Raw genomic sequence first — 19492 nt, forward strand, 5'->3', positions numbered from 1 at the left:
CGGGTCCGGCGCCGCGCGGGCCGGGCCCGCCTTGCCTGAAGCCCCTCCTCGCGCGGCATCCGAGGCTAATCTTACGCACACCGCCCCCTCATGTCAAGCCTGGCCTGGCCTTCCTTAAGGCCTCCTTTAGCCGGGTTTTTCCTAGCGGTTTCCACTCTTTCACCCCCTCTTCCCCCGAGGGTACCACGCCCCCGTCAGGGCAGGGTCAGGGTAGCCGGAAGGGGCTGAACGACCCCTGAACGGGGGGTGAACGGGGAACGTATAGTAGAGGGCATGACGGTCTACCTTCAGGACGGCAAGCCCCTGGAGCTTCCCGAGGGGGCCACCGCCTGGGACGTGGCCCGGGCCCTCGGGGAGGGCTGGGAGAGGCGGGCGGTGGGGGCCCTGGTGGACGGGGAGCTTTACGACCTCCTCAAGCCCCTCCCCGAGGGGGCGAAGGTGCGCCTCCTCACGGAGAAGGACCCCGAGTACCAGCGCCTCTTCCGCCACACCCTGGCCCACGTCCTGGCCCAGGCGGTGAAGGAGTTCTTCCGGGAGAAGGGCTACGACCCGGAAAGCGTGAGGCTCGGGGTGGGGCCCGTGATTGAGAAGGGCTTCTACTACGACATAGAAGCCCCCGAGCCCCTCTCCGAGGAGGACCTCCCCGCCATAGAGGAGAAGATGCGGGAGATCCTGAGGCGGGACCTCCCCTTGAGGCGCTTCGTCCTCCCCCGGGAGGAGGCCCTGGCCCGCTACCGGGGAAAGGACCCCTACAAGACGGAGCTCATCCTGGAGATCCCCGAGGGGGAGGAGATCAGCTTCTACCAGCAGGGGGACGAGGCCTATGGCTTCACCGACCTCTGCCGCGGGCCCCACGTCCCCTCCACGGGCCGCATCCCCCCCCACTTCAAGCTCACCCACGTGGCGGGGGCCTACTGGCGGGGGGACGAGCGGCGCCCCATGCTGCAAAGGGTCTACGGGGTGGCCTTCCGCACCGCCGAGGAGCTTAAGGAGTACCTCTGGCAGCTGGAGGAGGCCAAAAAGCGGGACCACCGGCGGCTTGGGCGGGAGCTGGAGCTCTTCCTCATAGACCCCATGGTGGGGAAGGGGCTGGTGCTCTGGCTTCCCAAGGGGAACGTGGTCCGGGAGGAGCTCGTGGCCTTCATGCGGGAGGAGCAGGTGAGGCGGGGCTACCAGCTGGTGGCCACGCCCCACATCGGGAGCCTGGAGCTCTACAAGACCTCGGGCCACTACCCCTACTACGCCGAAAGCCAGTTCCCCCCCATCAGCTTCAAGGAGAGGGGCGAAGAGGAGGAGTACCTCCTCAAGCCCATGAACTGCCCCCACCACATAAGGATCTACGCCTACAGGAAGCGCTCCTACCGGGAGCTTCCCCTGAGGCTCGCCGAGTTCGGCACCGTCTACCGCTACGAGAAGGCGGGGGAGCTTCTGGGCCTCACAAGGGTGAGGGGCTTCACCCAGGACGACGCCCACATCTTCTGCACCCCCGAGGAGGTGAAGGGGGAGTTTCTGGGGGTGTTGGACCTGGTGCTGAAGGTCTTCGCCACCCTGGGCCTCAAGGACTACCGGGCCCGGATCGGGGTGCGGGACCCGAGAAGCGACAAGTACGTGGGGGACGAGGCCAAGTGGGCCCTGGCGGAGCGGCAGATTGAGGAGGCGGCGGCCGAGGCCGGGCTCCGGTACACGGTGGAGCCGGGGGACGCCGCCTTCTACGGCCCCAAGCTGGACTTCGTGGTGAAGGACGCCCTGGGGCGGGAGTGGCAGCTTGGGACCATCCAGGTGGACTACAACCTCCCCGAGCGCTTCGGCCTCACCTACGTGGGCCAAGACGGGGAGGAGCACCGGCCGGTGATGCTCCACCGGGCCCCCTTCGGCTCCCTGGAGCGCTTCATCGGCATCCTCATCGAGCACTTCGCCGGGGACTTCCCCCTGTGGCTCGCCCCGGTGCAGGCCGTGGTGGTCCCCGTGTCCGAGAAACAGGAGGACTACGCCCTTTGGGTGGCCCAAAGGCTCAAGGAGGCGGGCCTTAGGGCCGAGGCCGACACCCGGCCCGAGAGGATGCAGGCCCGGATCCGGGACGCCGAGGTGCAGAAGGTGCCCTACATCCTCGTGGTGGGGGAGCGGGAGAAGGCCGAGGGCACGGTGAGCGTGCGCAGGCGGCACCGGGGGAACCTGGGGAGCATGCCCCTCGCCACCTTTCTGGAAGGGGTCCTCAGGGAATACCGGGATAGGCTTCTGGAGTCGGCCTTCTGATGCGGGCGAGGTCCACCCTCTTCACGATTTTTCTGGAATACATCTACCCCGACCGCAGGGCCCCCGTGGGAACCCTCATCGCCATGATGGAGGCCCTAGGCTTCTCCGAGGCGGCGGTGCGGGCGGCGCTTTCCCGGAGCGCCAAGCGGGGCTGGGTGGTGCCCCTAAAGGAGGGCCGGGCCGCCCACTACGCCCTCTCCGACCGGGTCTTTTGGCAGGTGCGCCAGGTGCGCCGCCGCCTCTACGGGCCCCTACCCCCCTGGGACGGCACCTTCCTCCTGGTCCTGCCCGAGGGGCCGAGGACGCGGGGGGAGCGGGAGCGGTTTCGGCGGGAGATGGCCCTTTTGGGCTTTGGGAGCCTGCAAAGCGGGGTCTACCTGGGGGCGAGGGCGGACCTCGCCGCCACCCAGGAGCTCCTCGCCTTTTACGGGCTTTCCGCCACCCTCTTCCGGGCGGAGCACCTCGGGCCGAAGGAGGAAGTGCTCCGCGCCTTTTCCCTTAAGGAGGCCTCGGCCCATTACCAAACCCTCTTCTCCAGCGTGCCCCCGGTGCTCGAGGACCCCCTCTTGGCCTTCCGGACCCTGACCCGCCTGGTTCACGAGATGCGCAAGCTCCTTTTCCTGGACCCTCTTCTTCCCCCCGAGCTCCTTCCCCCAGGCTTCCCAGGCCCCTTCGCCCGGGAGCGCTTCCTCTCCCTTCGGGAAACCCTTTACCGGCAGACCGAACCCTTCCTTAAAAAGCTCTCCCTCCCCCTCTCAGCCCTCTCACCCCGGGCGGGATAACCTTTAGGGGATGAGGCGGTTTCTATCCCTCTCCCTGATCGTCGCCACCCTGGCCCAGGGCCAGGTGGTCATCCCCTTCTGGCACACGGCAGGCCCCCCAGGGAATACCGTCCTGGAGGAGGCCATAAAAAGCTTCAACGAGTCCCAGCGCACCTACCGGATTGAGGCCCGCTACGTGGGGGACTACCGGGAGGCGGGGGTAAAGCTCCTGGCCGCCTTGCGCTCAGGGGGTGCCCCGGTCCTTTTCCACGGGGAGCTTTCCTTCCTCCCCCGCCTGGCCCAGGAAGGGGTGGCCTTGGCCCTGAACCCCTACCTCCAGAACCTGCCCAAGGACCTGTATCCGGAGATGATGCGAACCACCCAGGTCCGGGGGCAGACCTATGGCCTTCCCTTGGGGCTATCCGTGCCCGTCCTCTACTACAACAAGGATGCCTTCCGCGCCCGGGGCCTTAAGCCCCCCAGGACCTGGGCCGAGGTGGAGGAAGCCGCCAGCAGGCTCACCAGCCGCACCAGTAAGGGGCTTGTTATCTCCACGGACATCTGGAGCTTCAACGCCCTCGTGATGAGCCTGGGAGGTAGCCTGGTCAGGGATGGGCTTCCCGCCTTCACCTCCAAGGAGGTGGTGGAGGCCTTGGAGATGCTTTACCGCATGGTGCAGAAGGGGCACGCCCAGGCCAGAAACCTGGCCGAGGCCCAGTTCGCCGTGGCCGATTTCCTGCGCACCAAGGCCTTCATGGGAATCGGACCCACCACCGCCTTGCCGGTGGTGCTTTCCCAAACCTCCCTGCCCTTTGGTGTGGGCCTGGCCCCCCTGCCCCGGCGGGAAGGGGGTGCGGTACCCCTTTCCGGGGCAGCTTTGGCGGTGCTCAAGGGGGCAAGCCCGGAGCAGGCCCGGGGAGCCGTGGCCTTCTGGCTCCACTTCCTGGAACCCAAACGCCAGGCGGAGTGGGTGCGGACCACCTGGTACCTGCCCTTGCGAAAAGAAGCGGAAAGGGAGCTTGCCGACTTCCTGAAAGACCCCGAAAGGCAGGCGGTCTTCGCCCAGGCGGAGGTGGGGCGCCCGTGGAGCCAGGACCCGGAGCTGGTGGTCTGGTACAGCTACCTGGAGGAAGCCCTGGAACGAAGCCTGAAGCAGGGGGTGAAGCCCCAGATGGCCCTCGAGGAGGCCCAGAGGAAGGCCATGGGGGTGGAGAGGCGCTAAAGAAGCCCCTGACCAAGGCTTGACCTCTTGGATGGTAAAATCCACCCCATGAAACAGCCCTTAGCCCTGGCCCTAGGGTTTCTCCTCCTTCCCCTGGCCTTGGCCCAGGCCAGCACCCGCACGGAGGTTTCCTTCTGGCACTCCATGGACGGCCCCGCGGGGAGGCTTCTTTCCACCTTCGCCCAGGAGTTCAACGCCCGCCAGGGGCTCTACCGGGTGGTGCCCCAGTATGCAGGGGACTACCGGGATGCCGAGACCAAGCTGGTGGCCTCCTTACGCACGGGAAGCCAGCCCGTGCTTTTCCAGGCGGAAATCAGCTTCTTCCCCCGGCTGGTGGGGGAAGGCCGGGCCCTGGCCCTGGATGGTTATCTGAACCTGGAGCGCGCCTTCCTGGAGGATCTCTTTGAACCCGCCTGGAACTACGGGGTCATGGAGGGAAAGCGCTACGGCCTTCCCCTAAACACCTCCACCCCGGTTCTCTTCTACAACCTGGACGTCTTCCGGGCCAAGGGGCTTAAAGCCCCGAGGAACTGGAAGGAGTTTGAGGAGGTGGCCAAGGCCCTCACCTCCCGCCAGGCCAAGGGATTCATCTTCGTCACCGACCCCCAGGCCTGGCTCTTTGAGGCCATGGTGACCAGCCGGGGTGGGAACCTGGTGCGGGAGGGCAAGCCCAACTTCACCTCCAAGGAGGCCCTCGAGGCCCTGGAGATGCTGGTGCGCTTAAACCGCGCCGGGGCCCTTTCCGCAAGGAGCATGGCCGAGGCCACCTTCGCCCAGCTGGACTTCGTGCGCACCAAGGGGATGATGGTCATGGCCTCCATCGCCAACTGGCCCGCTGCGGAAAACTTCTCCTTCGCCTTCACCCTGGGGGTGGCCCCGGTGCCCCGGGAACCCGGGGGCAAGGTGCCCCTGGGCGGAGCCCAGCTGGTGGTGCTCAAGGGAGCCTCCGAGGCCCAGGTGCGGGGCGCCCTGGAGTTTTGGAGGTACCTGATGGAGCCCGAGAACGTGGCCCGCTGGGTGGAGGCCAGCTACTACGCGCCCGTGCGCAAGTCGGCCATTCCCCTCCTGGAGGGCTTCTACCGGGAAAACCCTTTCCGCAAGGTGGCCTTTGAGCAGATCGCCCACGCCCAGGAGCGCCCCCGCATTCCCCAGTTCTCCGCCTGGGCCGGCGTCCTGGCAGAAGCCTTGGAAAAGGCCCTAAAGGGCGGGGTTCCTCCCCAGAAGGCCCTGGAGGAAGCCCAGAAGAAGGCGGAGGCCATCCGGTAATACCACCCCACCCTGGCTCTGCCAGGGTGGGGGTCCCGAGAAGCCCCTTCTCCAAGCCACGTCTGGGAGTACCCAAGGGGCACAATATGGCGAGAAGGGGTTAGCGCCTCCGCAAGGACCCTAAAATGGCAGGGATGCGCCTAGGTTTCAGTCCCTTCAATGCAGAGATGGGCTATGAGGAAGCCTTCCGCCTGGCGGCGGAGCTCGGGCTGGACCTCGAGGTTCCCTACGACCTGCACGAGGTCCTGTCCCTTCCCGACGCCAAGACCTTGCGGGCCACGGGGGAAGCCCTGGGGGTAGGGTTCACCCTGCACCTGCCCTTCGTGGAGATGAACCCGGCCAGCCTCATCCCCAGCGTCCGCGCCTTGGCCGAGGAGCGCCTCAAGCGGGCCCTGGAGTTTGGCGAGGCCCTGGGGGCCAAGGTGGGCGTGCTCCACACTGGCCAGGTGCCCGTGCGCCACCCCATGGCCTTAAGCCTGGCCCGGGAGGCCTTGGAAAAGACCCTCTCCGCCCTCCTTCCCCTTCCCTTCCCCGTGGCTTTGGAAAACCTGGCCCTTTCCGAGGAGGACCTCCTCCGGGGCCCGGAGGAGCTAAAGGCCCTCCTGGACCGCTTCCCCCAGTACGGCTTCTGCCTGGATGTAGGCCACGCCCTGGTGGAGCTGGGTCCCCTGGGCCCTTCCCTTTACTGGGAGGCCCTGGGAGACCGGCTCATCCACCTGCACCTCCACGACAACCACGCCCGCAGGGATGACCACCTGCCCGTGGGCACGGGAGCCGTGCCCTGGGAAAGGCTGGCCCCCCGGCTGAGGGGCTTCCCTGCCACCGCGGCCCTCGAGGTGGGTGGGAACATCCAAGGAGTACGCCAGAGCCTTTCCCGCCTGCAGACCCTCCTTGCCTCCTGAGCCTCCCTTTCCATAAGCGGGGACATCTGTCCTTGCCAGGGTACCCTTATAGTAGTGGGGTGGGGGTTTGTACCCCCCTTCACAAAGGGAGGCAGAATGGTCGTAGACCGGATTGAGGTGTACCTGGACGGGGCCAGCGAGCCCCTGGCGGTTCTAAAGGAACCCCCTTACCGGCTAAACCTGGACACCCGAAAGATCCCCGACGGGGAGCATGTCCTGCGGCTGGTGACCCACTTCCGCGGCGGAGGCGAGGAGATCCGGGAAATCCCCTTCACCGTTAACAACTACCCCGACGTGATGGTCCTGGGCCTAGACGAAGGCGGAGAGGTGGCGGGGGCCCTCGAGCTCCGCCTGGCCGTGGGGGAACCCGAGCTCCCCGTGGAGCCGGTGCGCTTCAACCCCCTTTGGTACGTGGTAGCCTCGGTGATCGTGCTGGGCGGCATCTGGGCATACTTTGCCCTTTCCCCTACGGCGGAGAAGGTGGCGGCCGAGCTGGCCCCCCCAGCCCAGGAGGCCCAGGCTCCCAAGGAAGGCGCTGGCCAGGCCGCCAAGGTAGACCAGGCCCTTATGGAAAAGGGCAAGTCCATCTACGAGGCCAACTGTGTTGCTTGCCACCAGGCCAACGGCCAGGGGATGCCCCCTGCCTTTCCTGCTCTGGCGGGAAATCCCAACCTCAAAGACACCCAGCTGGTCCTGAACACCATCAAAAACGGCCGTGGGGCCATGCCAGCGGTGGGCGCCGCCTTCTCGGACGAGGACCTCAAGGCCGTGGCCACCTACATCCGCAATAGCTTCGGCAACAGCTTCGGCCCGGTGGAATAAGGAGGGCTAAGGCATGTACCGCAATGACCCCATCGTACCCACCTTCGCCCTCATCCTGGCCGCAGGCCTCTTCTACATGGCCTACCTGGATGGTCTCCACATTGCCCGCCTCCTGGGCCACACCCCACAGGAGCTTTCCGTGGGCCAGATCGGCCTGATGGCCTTCGGCGGTGTCTTCCTTCTCTACGGCCTCATCGGCCTAGTGTCCTACTGGCTGGAGGGAGTAGAGCTGCGCCCCGGCCGCCATTTCCCCACCCCCTCCACGGCTCCTGTGGCGGTAGGGGTAATCCTGGTTCTCCTCCTCACCGCCCTTTCCGGCTTCTTCGTCCGCCTCATCGTTTACTCCGCCCAGACCGGGCACAACCCCGCCTGGCTCCAGGGCCTGGTCTTCGGGGCCATCAGTCTGGTGGTGGCCACCCTTTTGGGCATTTACAAGAAGTACTTTGGCCGGGACGAGGTGGTCACCGAGGAGGAGAAGAGCCACTTCCCCTGGTAAGAGGTGAAGCATGGACGAACGCGAGATTCGCTTGCAAAGATCCCGCAGGCGGCTTTTCCTGAAGACCGCCATCGGCACCGGAATCGGCCTCTCCCTGGTTTCCGCCTTCTACGTGGGGGCGAGCCTGCGCCCCAAGGCGGAGGTCACCCCGGAGAAGGAACCCCTGAAGCCGGGGGACATCCTGGTCTACGCCCAAGGCGGGGGGGAGCCCAAGCCCATACGCCCCGAGGAGCTCAAGCCCGGCGACCCCTTCGTTCTGGCCTACCCCATGGACCCCAAGACCAAGGTGGTGAAAAGCGGTGAGGCCAAGAACACCGTCTTGGTGGTGCGGTACAACCCGGGTGAGCTTTCCCCGGAGGTGGCCCAGAACGGGGTGGAAGGGATCGTGGCCTACTCCGCCGTCTGCACCCACCTGGGTTGCATTGTGAGCCAGTGGGTGGCGGACAAGAAAGCGGGCCTTTGCCCCTGCCACGGTGGAATCTATGACTTCGCCCACGGGGCCAGGGTCATCGCCGGCCCCCCGCCCAGGCCTGTGCCCCAGCTTCCTCTTAAGGTGGAAGAAGGCGTCCTGGTGGCCGCTGGGGAGTTTCTGGGCGAGGTGGGGGTGAAGGCGGAAGCGGGCTTCTGCCGTCACGTCTAGGAGGAAAGCATGTACAAATGGCTAGACGAACGCCTAGACCTCACGGGCCTTTACCAGAAGGTCTTGCGCAAGGCCTTCCCGGTGCACCATTCCTTCTTTCTGGGGGAGATCACCCTCTTCGCCTTCATCGTCCTGGTGCTCACCGGTATCTTCCTTACCTTGAACTTCGAACCTTCCATCCGGGAGGTGAAGCTCCCCGACGGCCGCACCGTGCCCGCTGCCTACGCCAGCGTCCTCTACATAGACAGCCTTCCCTTCGGGGCGGTGATCCGCAGCCTCCACCACTGGTCGGCCCACGTGATGATCGCCGCCGCCTTCCTGCACATGCTCCGCATTCTCCTCTCGGGAGCCTACAAGAAACCCCGGGAACTCAACTACCTGGTGGGCCTGGTCCTTTTGGGCCTGGCGGTGGTGACCGCCTTCACCGGCTACGCCCTGCCCTACGATAACTACGCGGTCACCGCCACCCGCATCGGCTACGGGATCGCAAACTCCATCCCCTGGGTGGGAGCCACCTTGGCCCAGGTGATGTTCGGGGGAGAGTTCCCGGGCTCGACCAAGTCCATCCCCAGGCTTTTCAGCCTCCACGTCCTCTGGCTTCCCCTGCTTCTCATGGCCCTCATCGGGGTGCACATGGCCATCATGATGAAGCAGAAGCACACCCAGCCCCGGTATGCGGAAAGGGTGGCCCCTGGAAGGATTCTCGGCGTGCCCATGTATCCCCAGCAGCTGGTTATGATGGGCATCCTCTTCGCCTTGTACGTGGGCATCATGACCATGATCGCCGGGGCCTTCCTGGCCCACCCCATCGAGGCCTTCGGCCCTCCCACCCCCAACACCCCGGCGGTCAAGCCCGACTGGTACTTCCTCTGGATCTACGGCATCCTGCAGCTCATCCCCTCCAGTTGGGAGTTCCACCTCTTCGGGGCCACCATAGGGCCGGAGTTCATCGGGGGGGTGGTGATCCCGGGGATTCTGGCCCTGGTGGGGCTTCTCCTGCCCTTCGTGGACACCCGCAAGGACAAGATGCGCTACATGGAGCTTCCCTCGGAGCATCCGGTGCGTACCAGTGTCATCCTGGCCCTTTTGGTCTTCTTCCTCATGGCCACCCTGGCCGGGTACAAGATCGACTTCCAGCAACAGGGCTCCATCCTGGGGAACAACGCTGTGCTCTGGAGCCTAGTCCTAGGCGGGCCCTTGCTCACCTATATCGTCTCCTACACCCTGCTCCGCATCTTCTACGGAAAGGAGGAAGCCCCGCATAAGGCCTAGGCCCCTTGGCCTACTAGAAGAAAGGCCCCCGCCTGTGGCGGGGGCCCTTGCATAATCCTTCAGCCTAAGAGGACTTTTCCTCCTCGAGGCCCAGGCTCGCCAGCAGGTCGCCGTAGAGGTCGCCCAGCTTCACGCTGGCGCTTGCCGTGGGCACCGCCGAGGCATCGTACAGGTTGTACTCGGCCACCGCCCCGTACTCGTACTCCCGGCGCTCCTCCCGACGGGGTCCGGGCTTCCTCTTGCCCCGGGCCTCCTTGCCCTTGGCCCGGCGGGGCCGCTCCTCCTCGGTCTTGGGGGGAGGCGGGGGCAGCAGGCGCTTGCGGGAGAGGGAGATCCGCTGCTCCACGGGGTCGATGTTGAGGACCACCACCTCCATCTCCTCCCCCTTCTTGAAGAGGGCAGCGGGATTCTCGATGCGCCCGTGATCCAGCTCGGAAACGTGGACCAGTCCTTCCATGCCAGGCTCCAGCTCCACGAAGACCCCAAAGTCGGTGATCCCGGTGATCTTGCCCTTGACCACGGTGCCCGGGGGATACTTCTCGGTGAGGAGCTGCCAGGGATCGGGCTGGGTTTGCTTGAGGCCCAGGGAGAGGCGGCGCTCGGCGGGATCCAGCCTCAGCACCACCGCCTCCACCTCGTCCCCCTCCTTCACCACCTCGGAGGGATGCTTGGGCCTTTTGGTCCAGGAAAGCTCGGAGATGTGGATGAGCCCCTCGAGGCCAGGCTCCACCTCCACGAAGGCCCCGAACTGGGTGAGGCCCACCACCTTGCCCCGGACCCGGCTTCCCACCGGGTACTTCTCGGCCACGGTGGTCCAGGGATCGGGGATCAGAGCCTTGATGGAAAGGTTGACCCGCTCCTTCTCGGGGTCCACGGAAACCACCTGGGCCCGCACCTTCTGCCCCTTGTGGATAACCTCCTTGGGGTGGTTAAACCGCCCCCAGGTGATCTCGGAACGGTGCACCAGGCCGTCCACCGGGCCCAGGTTCACGAAGGCCCCGAAGTCGGTGACGTCCACCACCGTACCCTCCACCACCTGGCCGGGCTGCAGGCTTTGGAAAAAGGCCTCCTTGGCCCGTTTCTGTTCCTCTTCCAAAACCGCCCGACGGGAGAGGAGAACCCGCCCCTTCTTGCGGTTAAACTCGATGATCTTCACCAGGATCTGCTGGCCCACGTAGGCATCCAGGTTAGGGATGCGCTTGAGGTCCAGCTGCGAAGCAGGGATGAAGGCGGACACGCCATCCAGGTCGGCAACCACACCCCCCTTGACCTTCTCCTTCACGGTGACGGTCACCGGCTCGCCCTTCTCATAAAGCTCCCGGATGCGGTCCCAGTGCTCCGTGGCCTCCACCCGCTTGCGGGAAAGAAGGACCTGGCCCGTTTCGGGGTCCACCTTGATCACCTGGACCCGCACCAGATCCCCGGGCTTCAAAAGGGCCTTTAGCTCCTCCTCGGGAAGGGACTTCTCCGTTAGCTCGTTAAAGGGGATGATGCCTTCCGTCTTCGCGCCGATATCTACCGCCACACCCTCCGAGCCCACCAGGACCACCTTGCCCGTCAGGATCTGGCCCGGGCGCACGCGCTTTTCCAAGCGGGCCTCGGTTTCCTGAAGGGCCTCCTCCATGCTGAACGTCTGGCCTGGGGTCAAGTTGGCTTCGCTGACCTGGGTCGCCTTTTCTTCCATGCCGCCTCTTTCCTCCTTACGCGCCTTCCAGGGAAGGCGGGCGCATTTTGCGCACGTCCACACGAAAAGGAGGGGGAGAAGCCTCACTCCCCGCTTCCGTGTGAACCGGCCCCGAAGGGCATACCTTTCCTTTATACCACGGGGAGGCCCCCTTGCCAAGAGGCACCAGGCCCCTTGGGCTTAGGTCATAATGAGCCCATGGAAACCCTAGCCTGGATGCAGGCGAAGCTCCCTGAGTTTTTAAAGGACCTCGAGGCCATCGTGCGCCGGGAATCCCCCTCCAGGGACCTGAAGGGCCTAATGGAAGCAGCGGCCTTCCTGGAAGAGGCCTTCGGGCCCCTCCAGGGGCGGCTTTCCCGCAAGGATACCCCCTTGGGCCCCATCCTGCTCTTGAAGCGGGAGGGGGAAGGGGCCCCGGTCCTGGTGCTTTGCCACTACGACACCGTCCACCCCCAGGGAAGCTTCCCCGAGCCCTTCCGTGTGGAAAGGGACCGGGCGGTGGGGCCTGGGGTCTACGACATGAAAGGGGGCATCGTAGCCTTGCTCTACGCCCTCCGCCATGCGGAGGCTACGGGAAGGAAGCTTCCCCCTTTGGAAATCCTCTTCACCCCTGACGAGGAGATCGGCTCCAAGGAAAGCCGGCCCCTCATCGAGGCCGCCGCCAGAAAGGCCCGGGCGGTGTTGATCCTCGAGCCCCCCACGGCGGAAGGGGATCTCAAGGTGGCCCGAAAAGGGGTAGGGCTTTACCGCCTTAAGGCCCTGGGCAAGGCCGCCCACCAGGGGGTGGAGCCGGAAAAGGGGGTGAACGCCATCCTGGAACTCGCCCACCAGATCGTGAGGGTGGCGGCCCTCGAAGACCGGGGAAAGGGCACCACCCTAGGCCCCAACGTGGTGGCGGGGGGTACGGTGAGCAACGTGGTGGCGGAGGAAGCCTGGGTGGAGATCGACCTCAGGGCCTGGACCCTGGAGGAAGCCAGGCGGGTAGAGGAAGGCCTCAAGAGCCTCACCCCCATCCTGCCCGGGGCCAGGCTGGAGCTTTCCGGAGGCCTGAACCGTCCTCCCATGGAGCCCACGGCGGAAAGCCTGGCCCTCTTTGAGAAGGCCCGGGCCATCGGCGAGGCCCTGGGCCTCTCCTTGCGCCCGGGGCGGGTGGGCGGGGGATCGGACGGCAACTTCACCGCTGCCTTGGGGGTGCCCACCCTGGATGGCCTCGGCCTCTTTGGGGGCGACGCCCACCAGAAGACCGAGTACGTGGTGGTCTCGGAGATCCCCCGGCGCACGGCCCTGCTGGCCGAACTCCTCTATGCCCTATGAGCCTCTCCCCTTCCGCAAAGAAGGTGCAAAGGTTCTTGGAGGAAAAGGGCTTCGGCCACCTAAGGGTGGTGGAGCTTCCCACCTCCACCCGCACTGCCCAGGAGGCGGCAGAAGCCGTGGGGGCCGAGGTGGGTCAGATTGTGAAAAGCCTGGTCTTCCTGGGAGAAAACGGAGCCTACCTCTTCCTGATAAGCGGGAGGAACCGCCTGGACCCCTCCAAGGCCCAAAGGGCCACGGGCGAAGCCCTGAGGCGGGCCACCCCGGAGGAGGTGCGCGCCCTGACCGGCTACGCCATCGGCGGGGTGCCCCCTGTGGGACACGAAACTCCACTTCCTGCCTTTTTGGATCCGGACCTCCTGGCCTACTCCCTGGTCTGGGCCGCAGGGGGTACCCCCAAGGCCCTCTTCTCCCTGACCCCAGAGGAGCTCCTGGCCCTCACAGGGGCCCGGGTGACGGATCTAAAGGAGGCCTAGCGTGTGGATCCTCCGCAAAGACCCCCATGTGAAGCCCGAAGGGCCTTTGGCCTTCCGGGTGCGGGTGCGCACGAAAAGCGGTGAGGTGGTGGAACTAAGGCTCTCCAAGAGCATGGAGATCAGCCCGGTGGAAGGAGGCTATTACGTGCGCAAGGAGATCGTGGCCCCCAAGAGCCTGGACCGGGCGGTCCTGGAGATCTGGTTTGACACCCGTTATCGCCCTCTGCGCAAAAGTATTGAGGGAGGAGAGCTTATACCTATCCGGGAATGGAACGGCTAGAATAAGGCCATGGAAAAGTTCTTGCTACTCCTAGGCCTTCTGGTCATGGTGTACAACGTCCTTTACGGCTTTCGGCTCAAGCGGGCCATCCCCGGCGGGGTCATGGGGGAAAGGGGCGGGCAGATGCTCGGGCTCATCGTCTTCTTCGCCCTTGCCTACCTGGTGGTCCTGATCCTCACCTGGAGCGAGCCCAGTAGCCTCCTCCTCCTTCTCCTCTCCCTGATCCTCCTTTTGGGGGCGGTCTTCGTCTACATGGTCCTGCGCCTGGTGGACGCCATCGTGGCCTCCTTGTAGCCATGGTTTTCCGCCGTAACCCCAACCCCCCGGAAACCGACTGGAAGCCCTCCCCCGAGGAGTGGCGGGTCTACACCCTCTGTGACGGTCGGCGCACCGAGGAGGAGGTGGTGCGGGAAAGCGGCCTCGGGGAGGAGGCCTACGCCATCCTGGCCGCTCTTCTCAAGCGGGGCTTGATCCTGCCCGTGGAGGGCGCCAAGGAGCTTTGCCAGAAGCTGGTGGGGCTCCTCAAAACCCGACTCGGCCCCAAGGCTAATCCCTTTGTGGCCCGCCTGGAGGGGTGCCAGAGCCGGGAGGCCCTCGAGGAGGAAGCCTTAAGGGTAGCCCTCAAGGTCAAGCTCACCCTGGACCGCAAAGCGGGGGAGGAGCTGGAAAAGGCCATACGGGCGCTATTCCATTAAATTGGGAAAGGGAAACCCACCTCCCGGAAAACCACCCTTAAAGCGCCTGTCAGCGGGGCGGTATCCAGGGCTCGCCCCGGAAGAAGCCGTAGACCAGCCGGGCCACCACCGGCCCCAAGAGGATGAGGCCCAGAAGGTTGGGGATGGCCATGAGGCCGTTTAGGGTGTCGGAGATGGCCAAGAAGGCCTCGAGGCCTCCCAAAGGCCCCACAAAGGCCAAGACGGCGAAGGTGAGGCGGTAGGGCCAGCGGATCCCCTCCCCGAAGAGGAAGGCCGCAGCCTCCTCCCCGTAAAATCCCCAGGAGACCATGGTCCCCAGGGCGAAGACCGCCACGGTGACGGCCAGGATAAGCCCGCCCAGGGGATGGGCTTGGAAGAGGGCGCTGGCAGCCTCGGCGGCGCTTCCCCCTCCTCGCCAAAGCCCCGAGGCGATGAAGGTAAGGGCGGTGAGGCTCGTAACCAGGAAGCTCACGAACATCTCCGTGACCCCCCAGAAGCCCTGACGCACGGGATGGTCCACCTGGGCCTGGGCGTGGGCGATGGGCGCGGAGCCCAAGCCCGCCTCGTTGGCGAAGATGCCCCGGCCAAGCCCGGCGTTGATGGCGGCGAAGAGGCTATACCCCGCCGCCCCCCCCAAGGCTGCCTCCGGGCTGAAGGCCGCCTGGAAGACCAGGGCTAGGGCCTCTGGAATTCGGCCCCCGTAAACCACCAGAAGGGGAACCACCGCCACCAGGAAAAGAAGGAGCTTCAAGGGCACCACCACCTGGGCGAAGCGGGCTACCCGCACGATGCCTCCCCCCAACACCACCCCCACCAGCAGGGCCAGGAAAAGCCCCACCAAAGCCGGAGGTGCCCCCAAAGGAGCCAGGGCACCCCCCACCGCCCCGGCCTGGGAAAGGTTGCCGATGCCGAAGGCGGCCACGGCGGCGAAGAAGGCGAAGAAGTAGGCCAGAAAGCGGAGCCTAGGGAAACCCCGGTACAGGTAGTACATGGGTCCGCCGGAAACCGAGCCATCGGCATAGCGGCGGCGGAAATGAACCGCCAAAGTGGCCTCGGCGAACTTGGTGCCGGTGCCGAAGAAGTAGCCCAGCCACATCCAGAAGACCGCCCCCGGGCCCCCTATGAGCACCGCCGTCAGCATGCCCAAAAGGTGACCGGTCCCCACCGTGGCGGAGAGGGCCACCATGGTGGCCTGGAAGGGCGTGATCTGCCCGCCGAAGCCGTAGGCGCGCTCGCGGATGGCCCCCAGGGTTTCGCTGAAGGAAACCCGCATCATCCGCAAGGGGGAGCTGAACCAGCGGATCTGGAAGATGACCAGATAGGCCCCCACCAGGAGGAAGACCAGCTTCATGGGAAAGCCATACACCACCCGGTTGAGATACTCGTTTAGGGTCAGGATATCCATAGCCTATACCTCCGGCACCACCTCCACCTTATCCCCCCGCCTGAGGCGGAGGCGCCTGAGATCCTCCTCCAATAGGCCCAGCCGGCCCGGGATGTTAGGCCTGGGCCGCACCTCCATCACCACCTCGGGAGGCTTTAGGCGCAGGCGGAATCCATGGCGGATGGCCCGCGCCCACTCGGCGTAGAGGGCCTCGTCCACATAGGCCACCCCGGACCCCGGGCCGTAGATGGGAAGGACCAAAAGGGAAGCGGGCGATATCTCCACCAGGGGGACCGCCTCGAGGGCCCCCATTTGCAAAAGCGTGTGCAGGATGCGGGCCAGGCGCAGGGTCCCGGGGGCCAGGAGCACCTCCACGATGCGTTTCCCCTCCACCTGGGCAAGAACCCGCAAGGCCTCGGGGCCAAGCTCCACCGCACCTCCCCTGGCGGGCAGGCGCAGGACATACCCCCAGTCGGCGGGAAGGGCAAGCCCCCGCCACTGAGCCTCGGCCTCCGCCAGGCGGGCGGACACCGCAAGCCCTCCCAACAGGGTGGTGTGGGGTGGCGAAACCTCGGGCTCAAAGCGGTAGGGAGCCCGTTTGATCCCCGTCAGCAGGTCCAGGGCATCCTCCCCCTCCAAGACCTTCTCCCCCGAGCGCACCCGGGCGTGGACCACCTGGCCGTTTTGCAGGAAGACCTCCCCCTCAAGGTAAGGGGTGCGGACGAGAAGCCGGCCGGTGCGCCCGGTGCTCATCAAAGCCCCCACCAAAGCCGAGAAGGGAAACTCCGCAAGGTTGCCTTCAAGGTGGCCTGAAGGTTGCCCAGAATGGCCCGGCGGTTGACCCAGCATTCCCCCCCGTTTTACCATGCCACCTCCCAAGCGTCCAGGCGGGGTACCCTGTTGCTTTGCCCGAAGGGCAAACCCATTTGCGTAAGCTAGGGGCATGAACCTCCTCTTGCTCCACGGGTTTACCTCGCACCCCGTCCTCACCCTGGGTCCCTTGCCCCAGGTGTTGCGGGAGGCTGGGTTTCAGGTGAGCCAGCCAGCCCTTCCCGGCCACGGCACCCGGCCGGAGGACCTCCTCAAGGTGCGGTGGCAGGACTGGCTGGAAACAGCCCGGGCTTTTTACCGGGAACTGCCCGAGCCTCGAGGGGTGGTGGGGCTTTCCATGGGGGCCTTGCTTTCCGCCCTCCTGGCGGCGGAAACCCCCACCCAGGCCCTGGTGGCCCTGGCCCCGGCCATGGCCCTCAAACACCCCCTTGCTCCCCTGGCACCCCTCCTGGCCTGGCTGATCCCCCGCTTTCCCGGCCCCGATTCCATCCAGGACCCCGAGCTTAAGAAGCAAAACCCCAACTACCCCTACTTCCCCACCCGGGCCCTGCTTCAGCTTCTGGCCTTAATGCGCCGCACCCCGGAGGTCCTGCCCAAGGTGAAGGCCAACGCCCTGGTGATCGAGGCGGGCCGGGACAAGGTGGTGGACCCTGCCGGGGTGCGGAGCTACCATGCCCTTTTGGGAAGCTCGAGGAAGGAGTACCTGGTCTTTCCCGAAAGCGGCCACGACCTTCTTCTGGACCGGGACCGGGAGGCGGTGGCCTTAGCGGTACGGGACTGGCTAATCGCTAATAGTACTCACTTGCATTAAGATAAAGGCCATGGAGTCTGCCTCCACCTACCCCTGGACCGTCTTTCTATACGCCCTATTCACTGCCATCGCCACGGGCCTAGGAGCCCTGCCCTTCCTCTTCACCCGGCGTATCCTGGCCCACCACCTGGGCCTGGCCAACGCCGCGGCCGCTGGCCTGATGCTCTCGGCCAGCTTCGGCCTCATCTACGAGGGCGTGCACTACCACCTGGCCCGCACCCTCTTGGGGGTGGTCCTGGGCCTTCTTTTCATCCAGCTTTCCCACCGCTTCCTCCACGGCCGGGAAGTAAGCTTCGGGAGCCTAAACGGCCTGGATGCCCGCAAGGCCCTCATGATCGTGGGGATCATGACCCTCCACTCCTTCGCCGAGGGCGTGGGGGTGGGGGTGGCCTTCGGGGGCGGGGAGGCCTTAGGGGTTTTCATCACCCTGGCCATCGCCGTGCACAACATCCCAGAGGGCTTGGCCATCAGCCTGGTCCTGATCCCCAGGGGGGTTAGCGTCCTAGGCGCTGCCCTTTGGAGCGTTTTCTCCAGCCTGCCCCAACCCCTTATGGCCGTGCCCGCCTTTCTTTTCGTGGAGGTCTTCAAGCCCGCCTTGCCGGTGGGCCTGGGCTTCGCCGCCGGGGCCATGATCTGGATGGTGGCGGCGGAGATCCTCCCCGAGGCCCTGAAGGAAGCCAAGGCCGAGGGGGTGGCCACGGTCCTCACCCTAGCCGCGGCCGTGATGGTGGCCTTCCAGATCCTCCTGGGAGGGTAACCAGATCCAGGGAAGCTGTTCCTCCAGGTGGAGGGCCTCGAGGGTCGGCCGCACCCGGTAGGCCAGAAGCTGCACCCCAGCCCGCTTTGCCTCCCGGGCTGCCTGGTAAAGAACCCGGTCCTCAGGGTCCAGGGCGAAGGCCCGGGCCAGGGGATGCTGGACCATCCACACCGCATAGGCCAAGCCCCCGGCCCGGGCAAACCCCGAAAGAAGCCTCAGGTGCCGGGCCCCTCGAGGGGTAGGGGCATCGGGGAAAAGGGCCAGGTCTCCCTCCACCCGGTTGCAGTTCTTGGCTTCCAAAAGGGCTTCCTTCCCCCCAATCCGGGCGGAGAAGTCCAGCCTCTCCCCTTCCAGGCGCACCTCTTTTCGCAAATCCGTAAGGGAGCCGAAAACCCCTTCCCTCAAAAGCAACTCCAGGAGACGGTTGGCCAAGGAGGCATCCACCCCCACCAGCACGCCCCGGCTCTCCAAAAGAAGAAGCCGCCCCACCGTCTTGGGGGTAGCCCTGGGATGGTAAAAGCAAGGGGTCCCGGGAAGGAGAAGCTCCCCCATCCGCCCGGAGTTGGGAAGGTGCAAGGGCCCCACGTCCGACTCCACCAGGAAGCGGTTTTTCCTCTTCAGGAAACGGCAGGGTTTTAGGGGAGACAAGGGCAAGGCCAGCATGACCAAAACGTTAGCCCGGTCTTAGACCGGGCTTTCTGGCGGAGAGGGCGGGATTCGAACCCGCGGTACCGGTTTTCCCGGTACAACACCTTAGCAGGGTGCCGCCTTCGACCACTCGGCCACCTCTCCAAGCCTTCTGGCGGAGGGTGAGGGATTCGAACCCCCGGTGGGCCTGAAGCCCACAGCGGTTTTCAAGACCGCCGCCTTCAACCGCTCGGCCAACCCTCCAAGGTATGGCCGCAAGGTTTACTATGCGGCAAGCTCCTCAGGTTGTCAATCGGGATGGGCTATACTGCCTTTGTGGAGCGAAGCCGGGACTTTATCCTTCAAGCAAGGAGGGACTTGGAGCACGCCCGCTTCGCCTTGGAAAAGGGGTTTTACGAGTGGGCCGCCTTCTCCGCCCAACAATCAGCACCTAGGGGCTGTGGCCTGGGGGCACTCGGTGCTGGGTCTTTTGGAGGAGCTGGCCAAGCGGCATCCCATAAGCGAGTCCCTCCTAGACGCAGCCAGCGAGCTGGATAAGGCCCACATCCCCACCCGTTATCCCGATGCCCTCCCTGAAGGGGCTCCCTTTGAGCGCTACCGGCGCCCCGAGGCCGAGCGGCTTTTGCAGCATGCCGAGGAAATCTATGCCTTCTGTCAGGGTCTTCTTCCCTCCTTGGACTAAAGAGGAAATCCTAAAGCGCCTGAAGGAAGGGCTAGCGGTGCTAAGGGAAGAAGTTCCCCTCCGGCAGGCCTACCTCTTCGGTTCCTGGGCCACGGGTCGGGCGCTACCGGGAAGCGACGTGGACCTCCTCCTCATCTACCAAGGCCCTGCCCGCGGGGACCTTCACCGCCTGGCGCGGAAGGCTTTTAAGGGCCTTCCGGTGGAACTCCATGCTTACACGGAGGAGGAAGCAAAGGCTTTAGAACCCCTTCTTAGGCAGATGCTGGCCCAGGCCATCCCCCTTCTGGACTCTTAGCGGA

23 protein-coding genes and 2 tRNA genes are annotated in these 19492 nt (G+C 65.4%); 19 read left to right on the forward strand and 6 right to left on the reverse strand.

All coding sequences use genetic code 11. The features are described 5' to 3' along the window. Positions 1-273 precede the first annotated feature (273 nt). From thrS to KQ693_RS01835, 9 genes are all read left to right on the forward strand, one after another. On the forward strand, positions 274-2253 hold the full coding sequence (thrS, locus tag KQ693_RS01795) for a threonine--tRNA ligase (protein WP_267261750.1): 1980 nt from the start codon (positions 274-276) through the stop codon (positions 2251-2253). Continuing rightward, the gene (locus KQ693_RS01800; RefSeq protein ID WP_267261751.1) at positions 2253-3035 is read left to right on the forward strand and encodes a PaaX family transcriptional regulator C-terminal domain-containing protein; all 783 of its coding nucleotides are present in this window, start codon (positions 2253-2255) and stop codon (positions 3033-3035) included. Before thrS ends, KQ693_RS01800 begins: the two co-directional genes overlap by 1 nt. Positions 3036-3045: 10 nt before the next feature. After that, positions 3046-4236, forward strand: coding sequence for an ABC transporter substrate-binding protein (locus tag KQ693_RS01805; protein ID WP_054391574.1), 1191 nt, complete (start codon positions 3046-3048; stop codon positions 4234-4236). Positions 4237-4284: 48 nt separating this feature from the next. Then, positions 4285-5502, forward strand: coding sequence for an ABC transporter substrate-binding protein (locus KQ693_RS01810; RefSeq protein WP_267261752.1), 1218 nt, complete (start codon positions 4285-4287; stop codon positions 5500-5502). A 134-nt stretch (positions 5503-5636) separates the two neighbouring features. After that, positions 5637-6404: a sugar phosphate isomerase/epimerase family protein gene (locus KQ693_RS01815; RefSeq protein WP_219760198.1), complete on the forward strand. Its 768-nt coding sequence runs from the start codon at positions 5637-5639 to the stop codon at positions 6402-6404. A gap of 96 nt (positions 6405-6500) precedes the next feature. Continuing rightward, a complete protein-coding gene (locus tag KQ693_RS01820) occupies positions 6501-7226 on the forward strand; it encodes a c-type cytochrome (protein WP_219760200.1) in 726 nt (241 codons plus the stop codon). Positions 7227-7239: 13 nt separating this feature from the next. Next, the gene (locus tag KQ693_RS01825) at positions 7240-7722 is read left to right on the forward strand and encodes a cytochrome C (protein WP_219760202.1); all 483 of its coding nucleotides are present in this window, start codon (positions 7240-7242) and stop codon (positions 7720-7722) included. 10 nt (positions 7723-7732) lie between these two features. Then, on the forward strand, positions 7733-8362 hold the full coding sequence (locus tag KQ693_RS01830) for a QcrA and Rieske domain-containing protein (protein ID WP_219760204.1): 630 nt from the start codon (positions 7733-7735) through the stop codon (positions 8360-8362). A gap of 9 nt (positions 8363-8371) precedes the next feature. Continuing rightward, positions 8372-9634, forward strand: coding sequence for a cytochrome b (locus tag KQ693_RS01835; protein ID WP_267261753.1), 1263 nt, complete (start codon positions 8372-8374; stop codon positions 9632-9634). A gap of 64 nt (positions 9635-9698) precedes the next feature. Here the strand turns inward: KQ693_RS01835 and KQ693_RS01840 are convergent, their stop codons facing one another. Beyond that, positions 9699-11318 (reverse strand): 30S ribosomal protein S1, encoded by a 1620-nt coding sequence (locus KQ693_RS01840; protein ID WP_219760207.1) that lies wholly within the window; start codon positions 11316-11318, stop codon positions 9699-9701. Between the two features lie 198 nt (positions 11319-11516). On the opposite strand from KQ693_RS01840, the gene KQ693_RS01845 reads away from it, so the two are divergent. Genes KQ693_RS01845 through KQ693_RS01865 form a run of 5 tightly spaced genes read left to right on the forward strand, consistent with a single transcriptional unit; the run spans position 11517 to position 14080 of the window. Then, positions 11517-12632, forward strand: a complete 1116-nt coding sequence (locus KQ693_RS01845) for a M20 family metallopeptidase (protein WP_267261754.1) — start codon at positions 11517-11519, stop codon at positions 12630-12632. Then, positions 12629-13105 (forward strand): YbaK/EbsC family protein, encoded by a 477-nt coding sequence (locus KQ693_RS01850; protein ID WP_219760210.1) that lies wholly within the window; start codon positions 12629-12631, stop codon positions 13103-13105. The genes KQ693_RS01845 and KQ693_RS01850 overlap by 4 nt, the downstream gene beginning before the upstream one ends. A gap of 1 nt (position 13106) precedes the next feature. Then, positions 13107-13385: a hypothetical protein gene (locus KQ693_RS01855; RefSeq protein WP_219760211.1), complete on the forward strand. Its 279-nt coding sequence runs from the start codon at positions 13107-13109 to the stop codon at positions 13383-13385. Between the two features lie 9 nt (positions 13386-13394). Further along, a complete protein-coding gene (locus KQ693_RS01860) occupies positions 13395-13679 on the forward strand; it encodes a hypothetical protein (protein WP_267261755.1) in 285 nt (94 codons plus the stop codon). A 2-nt stretch (positions 13680-13681) separates the two neighbouring features. Beyond that, positions 13682-14080 carry a hypothetical protein gene (locus KQ693_RS01865; protein WP_219760213.1) on the forward strand — a complete coding sequence of 133 codons (399 nt, stop codon included), beginning with the start codon at positions 13682-13684 and terminating at the stop codon, positions 14078-14080. Positions 14081-14129: 49 nt separating this feature from the next. Here the strand turns inward: KQ693_RS01865 and KQ693_RS01870 are convergent, their stop codons facing one another. Next, positions 14130-15485 (reverse strand): alanine/glycine:cation symporter family protein, encoded by a 1356-nt coding sequence (locus tag KQ693_RS01870; RefSeq protein WP_267261756.1) that lies wholly within the window; start codon positions 15483-15485, stop codon positions 14130-14132. Positions 15486-15488: 3 nt separating this feature from the next. Then, positions 15489-16313, reverse strand: coding sequence for a DUF4388 domain-containing protein (locus tag KQ693_RS01875; protein WP_219760215.1), 825 nt, complete (start codon positions 16311-16313; stop codon positions 15489-15491). Between the two features lie 94 nt (positions 16314-16407). Here KQ693_RS01875 and KQ693_RS01880 point away from each other — a divergent pair, with 94 nt between their 5' ends. Together KQ693_RS01880 and KQ693_RS01885 are read left to right on the forward strand one after the other, a co-directional pair. After that, complete coding sequence (locus KQ693_RS01880; protein ID WP_267261757.1) at positions 16408-17106, forward strand: alpha/beta hydrolase; 699 nt, start codon at positions 16408-16410, stop codon at positions 17104-17106. A 10-nt stretch (positions 17107-17116) separates the two neighbouring features. After that, entirely contained in the window at positions 17117-17863 is a 747-nt protein-coding gene (locus tag KQ693_RS01885) for a ZIP family metal transporter (protein ID WP_267261758.1), read from the forward strand. On the opposite strand, the gene KQ693_RS01890 is transcribed toward KQ693_RS01885, so the two are convergent. From KQ693_RS01890 to KQ693_RS01900, 3 genes are all read right to left on the reverse strand, one after another. Next, positions 17816-18526: a DNA/RNA nuclease SfsA gene (locus KQ693_RS01890; protein WP_151165759.1), complete on the reverse strand. Its 711-nt coding sequence runs from the start codon at positions 18524-18526 to the stop codon at positions 17816-17818. The genes KQ693_RS01885 and KQ693_RS01890 overlap by 48 nt on opposite strands. A gap of 36 nt (positions 18527-18562) precedes the next feature. Beyond that, a tRNA-Ser gene (locus tag KQ693_RS01895) sits at positions 18563-18655 on the reverse strand. A gap of 8 nt (positions 18656-18663) precedes the next feature. Continuing rightward, positions 18664-18754: transfer RNA gene (locus tag KQ693_RS01900), tRNA-Ser, on the reverse strand. Positions 18755-18808: 54 nt separating this feature from the next. Between KQ693_RS01900 and KQ693_RS01905 the strand changes: the two genes are divergently transcribed. From KQ693_RS01905 to KQ693_RS01915, 3 genes are read left to right on the forward strand one after another with little or no spacing between them, the layout of a single operon-like run. Then, entirely contained in the window at positions 18809-19048 is a 240-nt protein-coding gene (locus KQ693_RS01905) for a HEPN domain-containing protein (protein ID WP_253269347.1), read from the forward strand. Then, entirely contained in the window at positions 18969-19193 is a 225-nt protein-coding gene (locus KQ693_RS01910) for a HEPN domain-containing protein (RefSeq protein ID WP_253269348.1), read from the forward strand. The genes KQ693_RS01905 and KQ693_RS01910 overlap by 80 nt, the downstream gene beginning before the upstream one ends. Continuing rightward, positions 19156-19488, forward strand: a complete 333-nt coding sequence (locus KQ693_RS01915) for a nucleotidyltransferase domain-containing protein (RefSeq protein WP_038028697.1) — start codon at positions 19156-19158, stop codon at positions 19486-19488. Before KQ693_RS01910 ends, KQ693_RS01915 begins: the two co-directional genes overlap by 38 nt. The last annotated feature ends 4 nt before the right edge of the window (positions 19489-19492 follow it).

This window comes from Thermus brevis (assembly GCF_026427635.1).
In the GTDB taxonomy this organism is placed as follows: Bacteria; Deinococcota; Deinococci; order Deinococcales; family Thermaceae; genus Thermus; species Thermus antranikianii.

Excerpts from the sequence above, each read along its gene's own strand:
- thrS (WP_267261750.1), top strand. The coding sequence starts at position 274 with ATGACGGTCTACCTTCAGGACGGCAAGCCCCTGGAGCTTCCCGAGGGG.
- KQ693_RS01880 (WP_267261757.1), top strand. The coding sequence starts at position 16,408 with ATGAACCTCCTCTTGCTCCACGGGTTTACCTCGCACCCCGTCCTCACC.
- KQ693_RS01915 (WP_038028697.1), top strand. The coding sequence starts at position 19,156 with ATGCCTTCTGTCAGGGTCTTCTTCCCTCCTTGGACTAAAGAGGAAATC.
- KQ693_RS01885 (WP_267261758.1), top strand. The coding sequence starts at position 17,117 with ATGGAGTCTGCCTCCACCTACCCCTGGACCGTCTTTCTATACGCCCTA.
- KQ693_RS01820 (WP_219760200.1), top strand. The coding sequence starts at position 6,501 with ATGGTCGTAGACCGGATTGAGGTGTACCTGGACGGGGCCAGCGAGCCC.
- KQ693_RS01830 (WP_219760204.1), top strand. The coding sequence starts at position 7,733 with ATGGACGAACGCGAGATTCGCTTGCAAAGATCCCGCAGGCGGCTTTTC.
- KQ693_RS01860 (WP_267261755.1), top strand. The coding sequence starts at position 13,395 with ATGGAAAAGTTCTTGCTACTCCTAGGCCTTCTGGTCATGGTGTACAAC.
- KQ693_RS01840 (WP_219760207.1), bottom strand. The coding sequence starts at position 11,318 with ATGGAAGAAAAGGCGACCCAGGTCAGCGAAGCCAACTTGACCCCAGGC.
- KQ693_RS01810 (WP_267261752.1), top strand. The coding sequence starts at position 4,285 with ATGAAACAGCCCTTAGCCCTGGCCCTAGGGTTTCTCCTCCTTCCCCTG.
- KQ693_RS01870 (WP_267261756.1), bottom strand. The coding sequence starts at position 15,485 with ATGGATATCCTGACCCTAAACGAGTATCTCAACCGGGTGGTGTATGGC.
- KQ693_RS01905 (WP_253269347.1), top strand. The coding sequence starts at position 18,809 with ATGGGCTATACTGCCTTTGTGGAGCGAAGCCGGGACTTTATCCTTCAA.
- KQ693_RS01805 (WP_054391574.1), top strand. The coding sequence starts at position 3,046 with ATGAGGCGGTTTCTATCCCTCTCCCTGATCGTCGCCACCCTGGCCCAG.
- KQ693_RS01890 (WP_151165759.1), bottom strand. The coding sequence starts at position 18,526 with ATGCTGGCCTTGCCCTTGTCTCCCCTAAAACCCTGCCGTTTCCTGAAG.
- KQ693_RS01845 (WP_267261754.1), top strand. The coding sequence starts at position 11,517 with ATGGAAACCCTAGCCTGGATGCAGGCGAAGCTCCCTGAGTTTTTAAAG.
- KQ693_RS01825 (WP_219760202.1), top strand. The coding sequence starts at position 7,240 with ATGTACCGCAATGACCCCATCGTACCCACCTTCGCCCTCATCCTGGCC.
- KQ693_RS01815 (WP_219760198.1), top strand. The coding sequence starts at position 5,637 with ATGCGCCTAGGTTTCAGTCCCTTCAATGCAGAGATGGGCTATGAGGAA.
- KQ693_RS01835 (WP_267261753.1), top strand. The coding sequence starts at position 8,372 with ATGTACAAATGGCTAGACGAACGCCTAGACCTCACGGGCCTTTACCAG.
- KQ693_RS01850 (WP_219760210.1), top strand. The coding sequence starts at position 12,629 with ATGAGCCTCTCCCCTTCCGCAAAGAAGGTGCAAAGGTTCTTGGAGGAA.
- KQ693_RS01875 (WP_219760215.1), bottom strand. The coding sequence starts at position 16,313 with ATGCTGGGTCAACCGCCGGGCCATTCTGGGCAACCTTCAGGCCACCTT.
- KQ693_RS01800 (WP_267261751.1), top strand. The coding sequence starts at position 2,253 with ATGCGGGCGAGGTCCACCCTCTTCACGATTTTTCTGGAATACATCTAC.
- KQ693_RS01865 (WP_219760213.1), top strand. The coding sequence starts at position 13,682 with ATGGTTTTCCGCCGTAACCCCAACCCCCCGGAAACCGACTGGAAGCCC.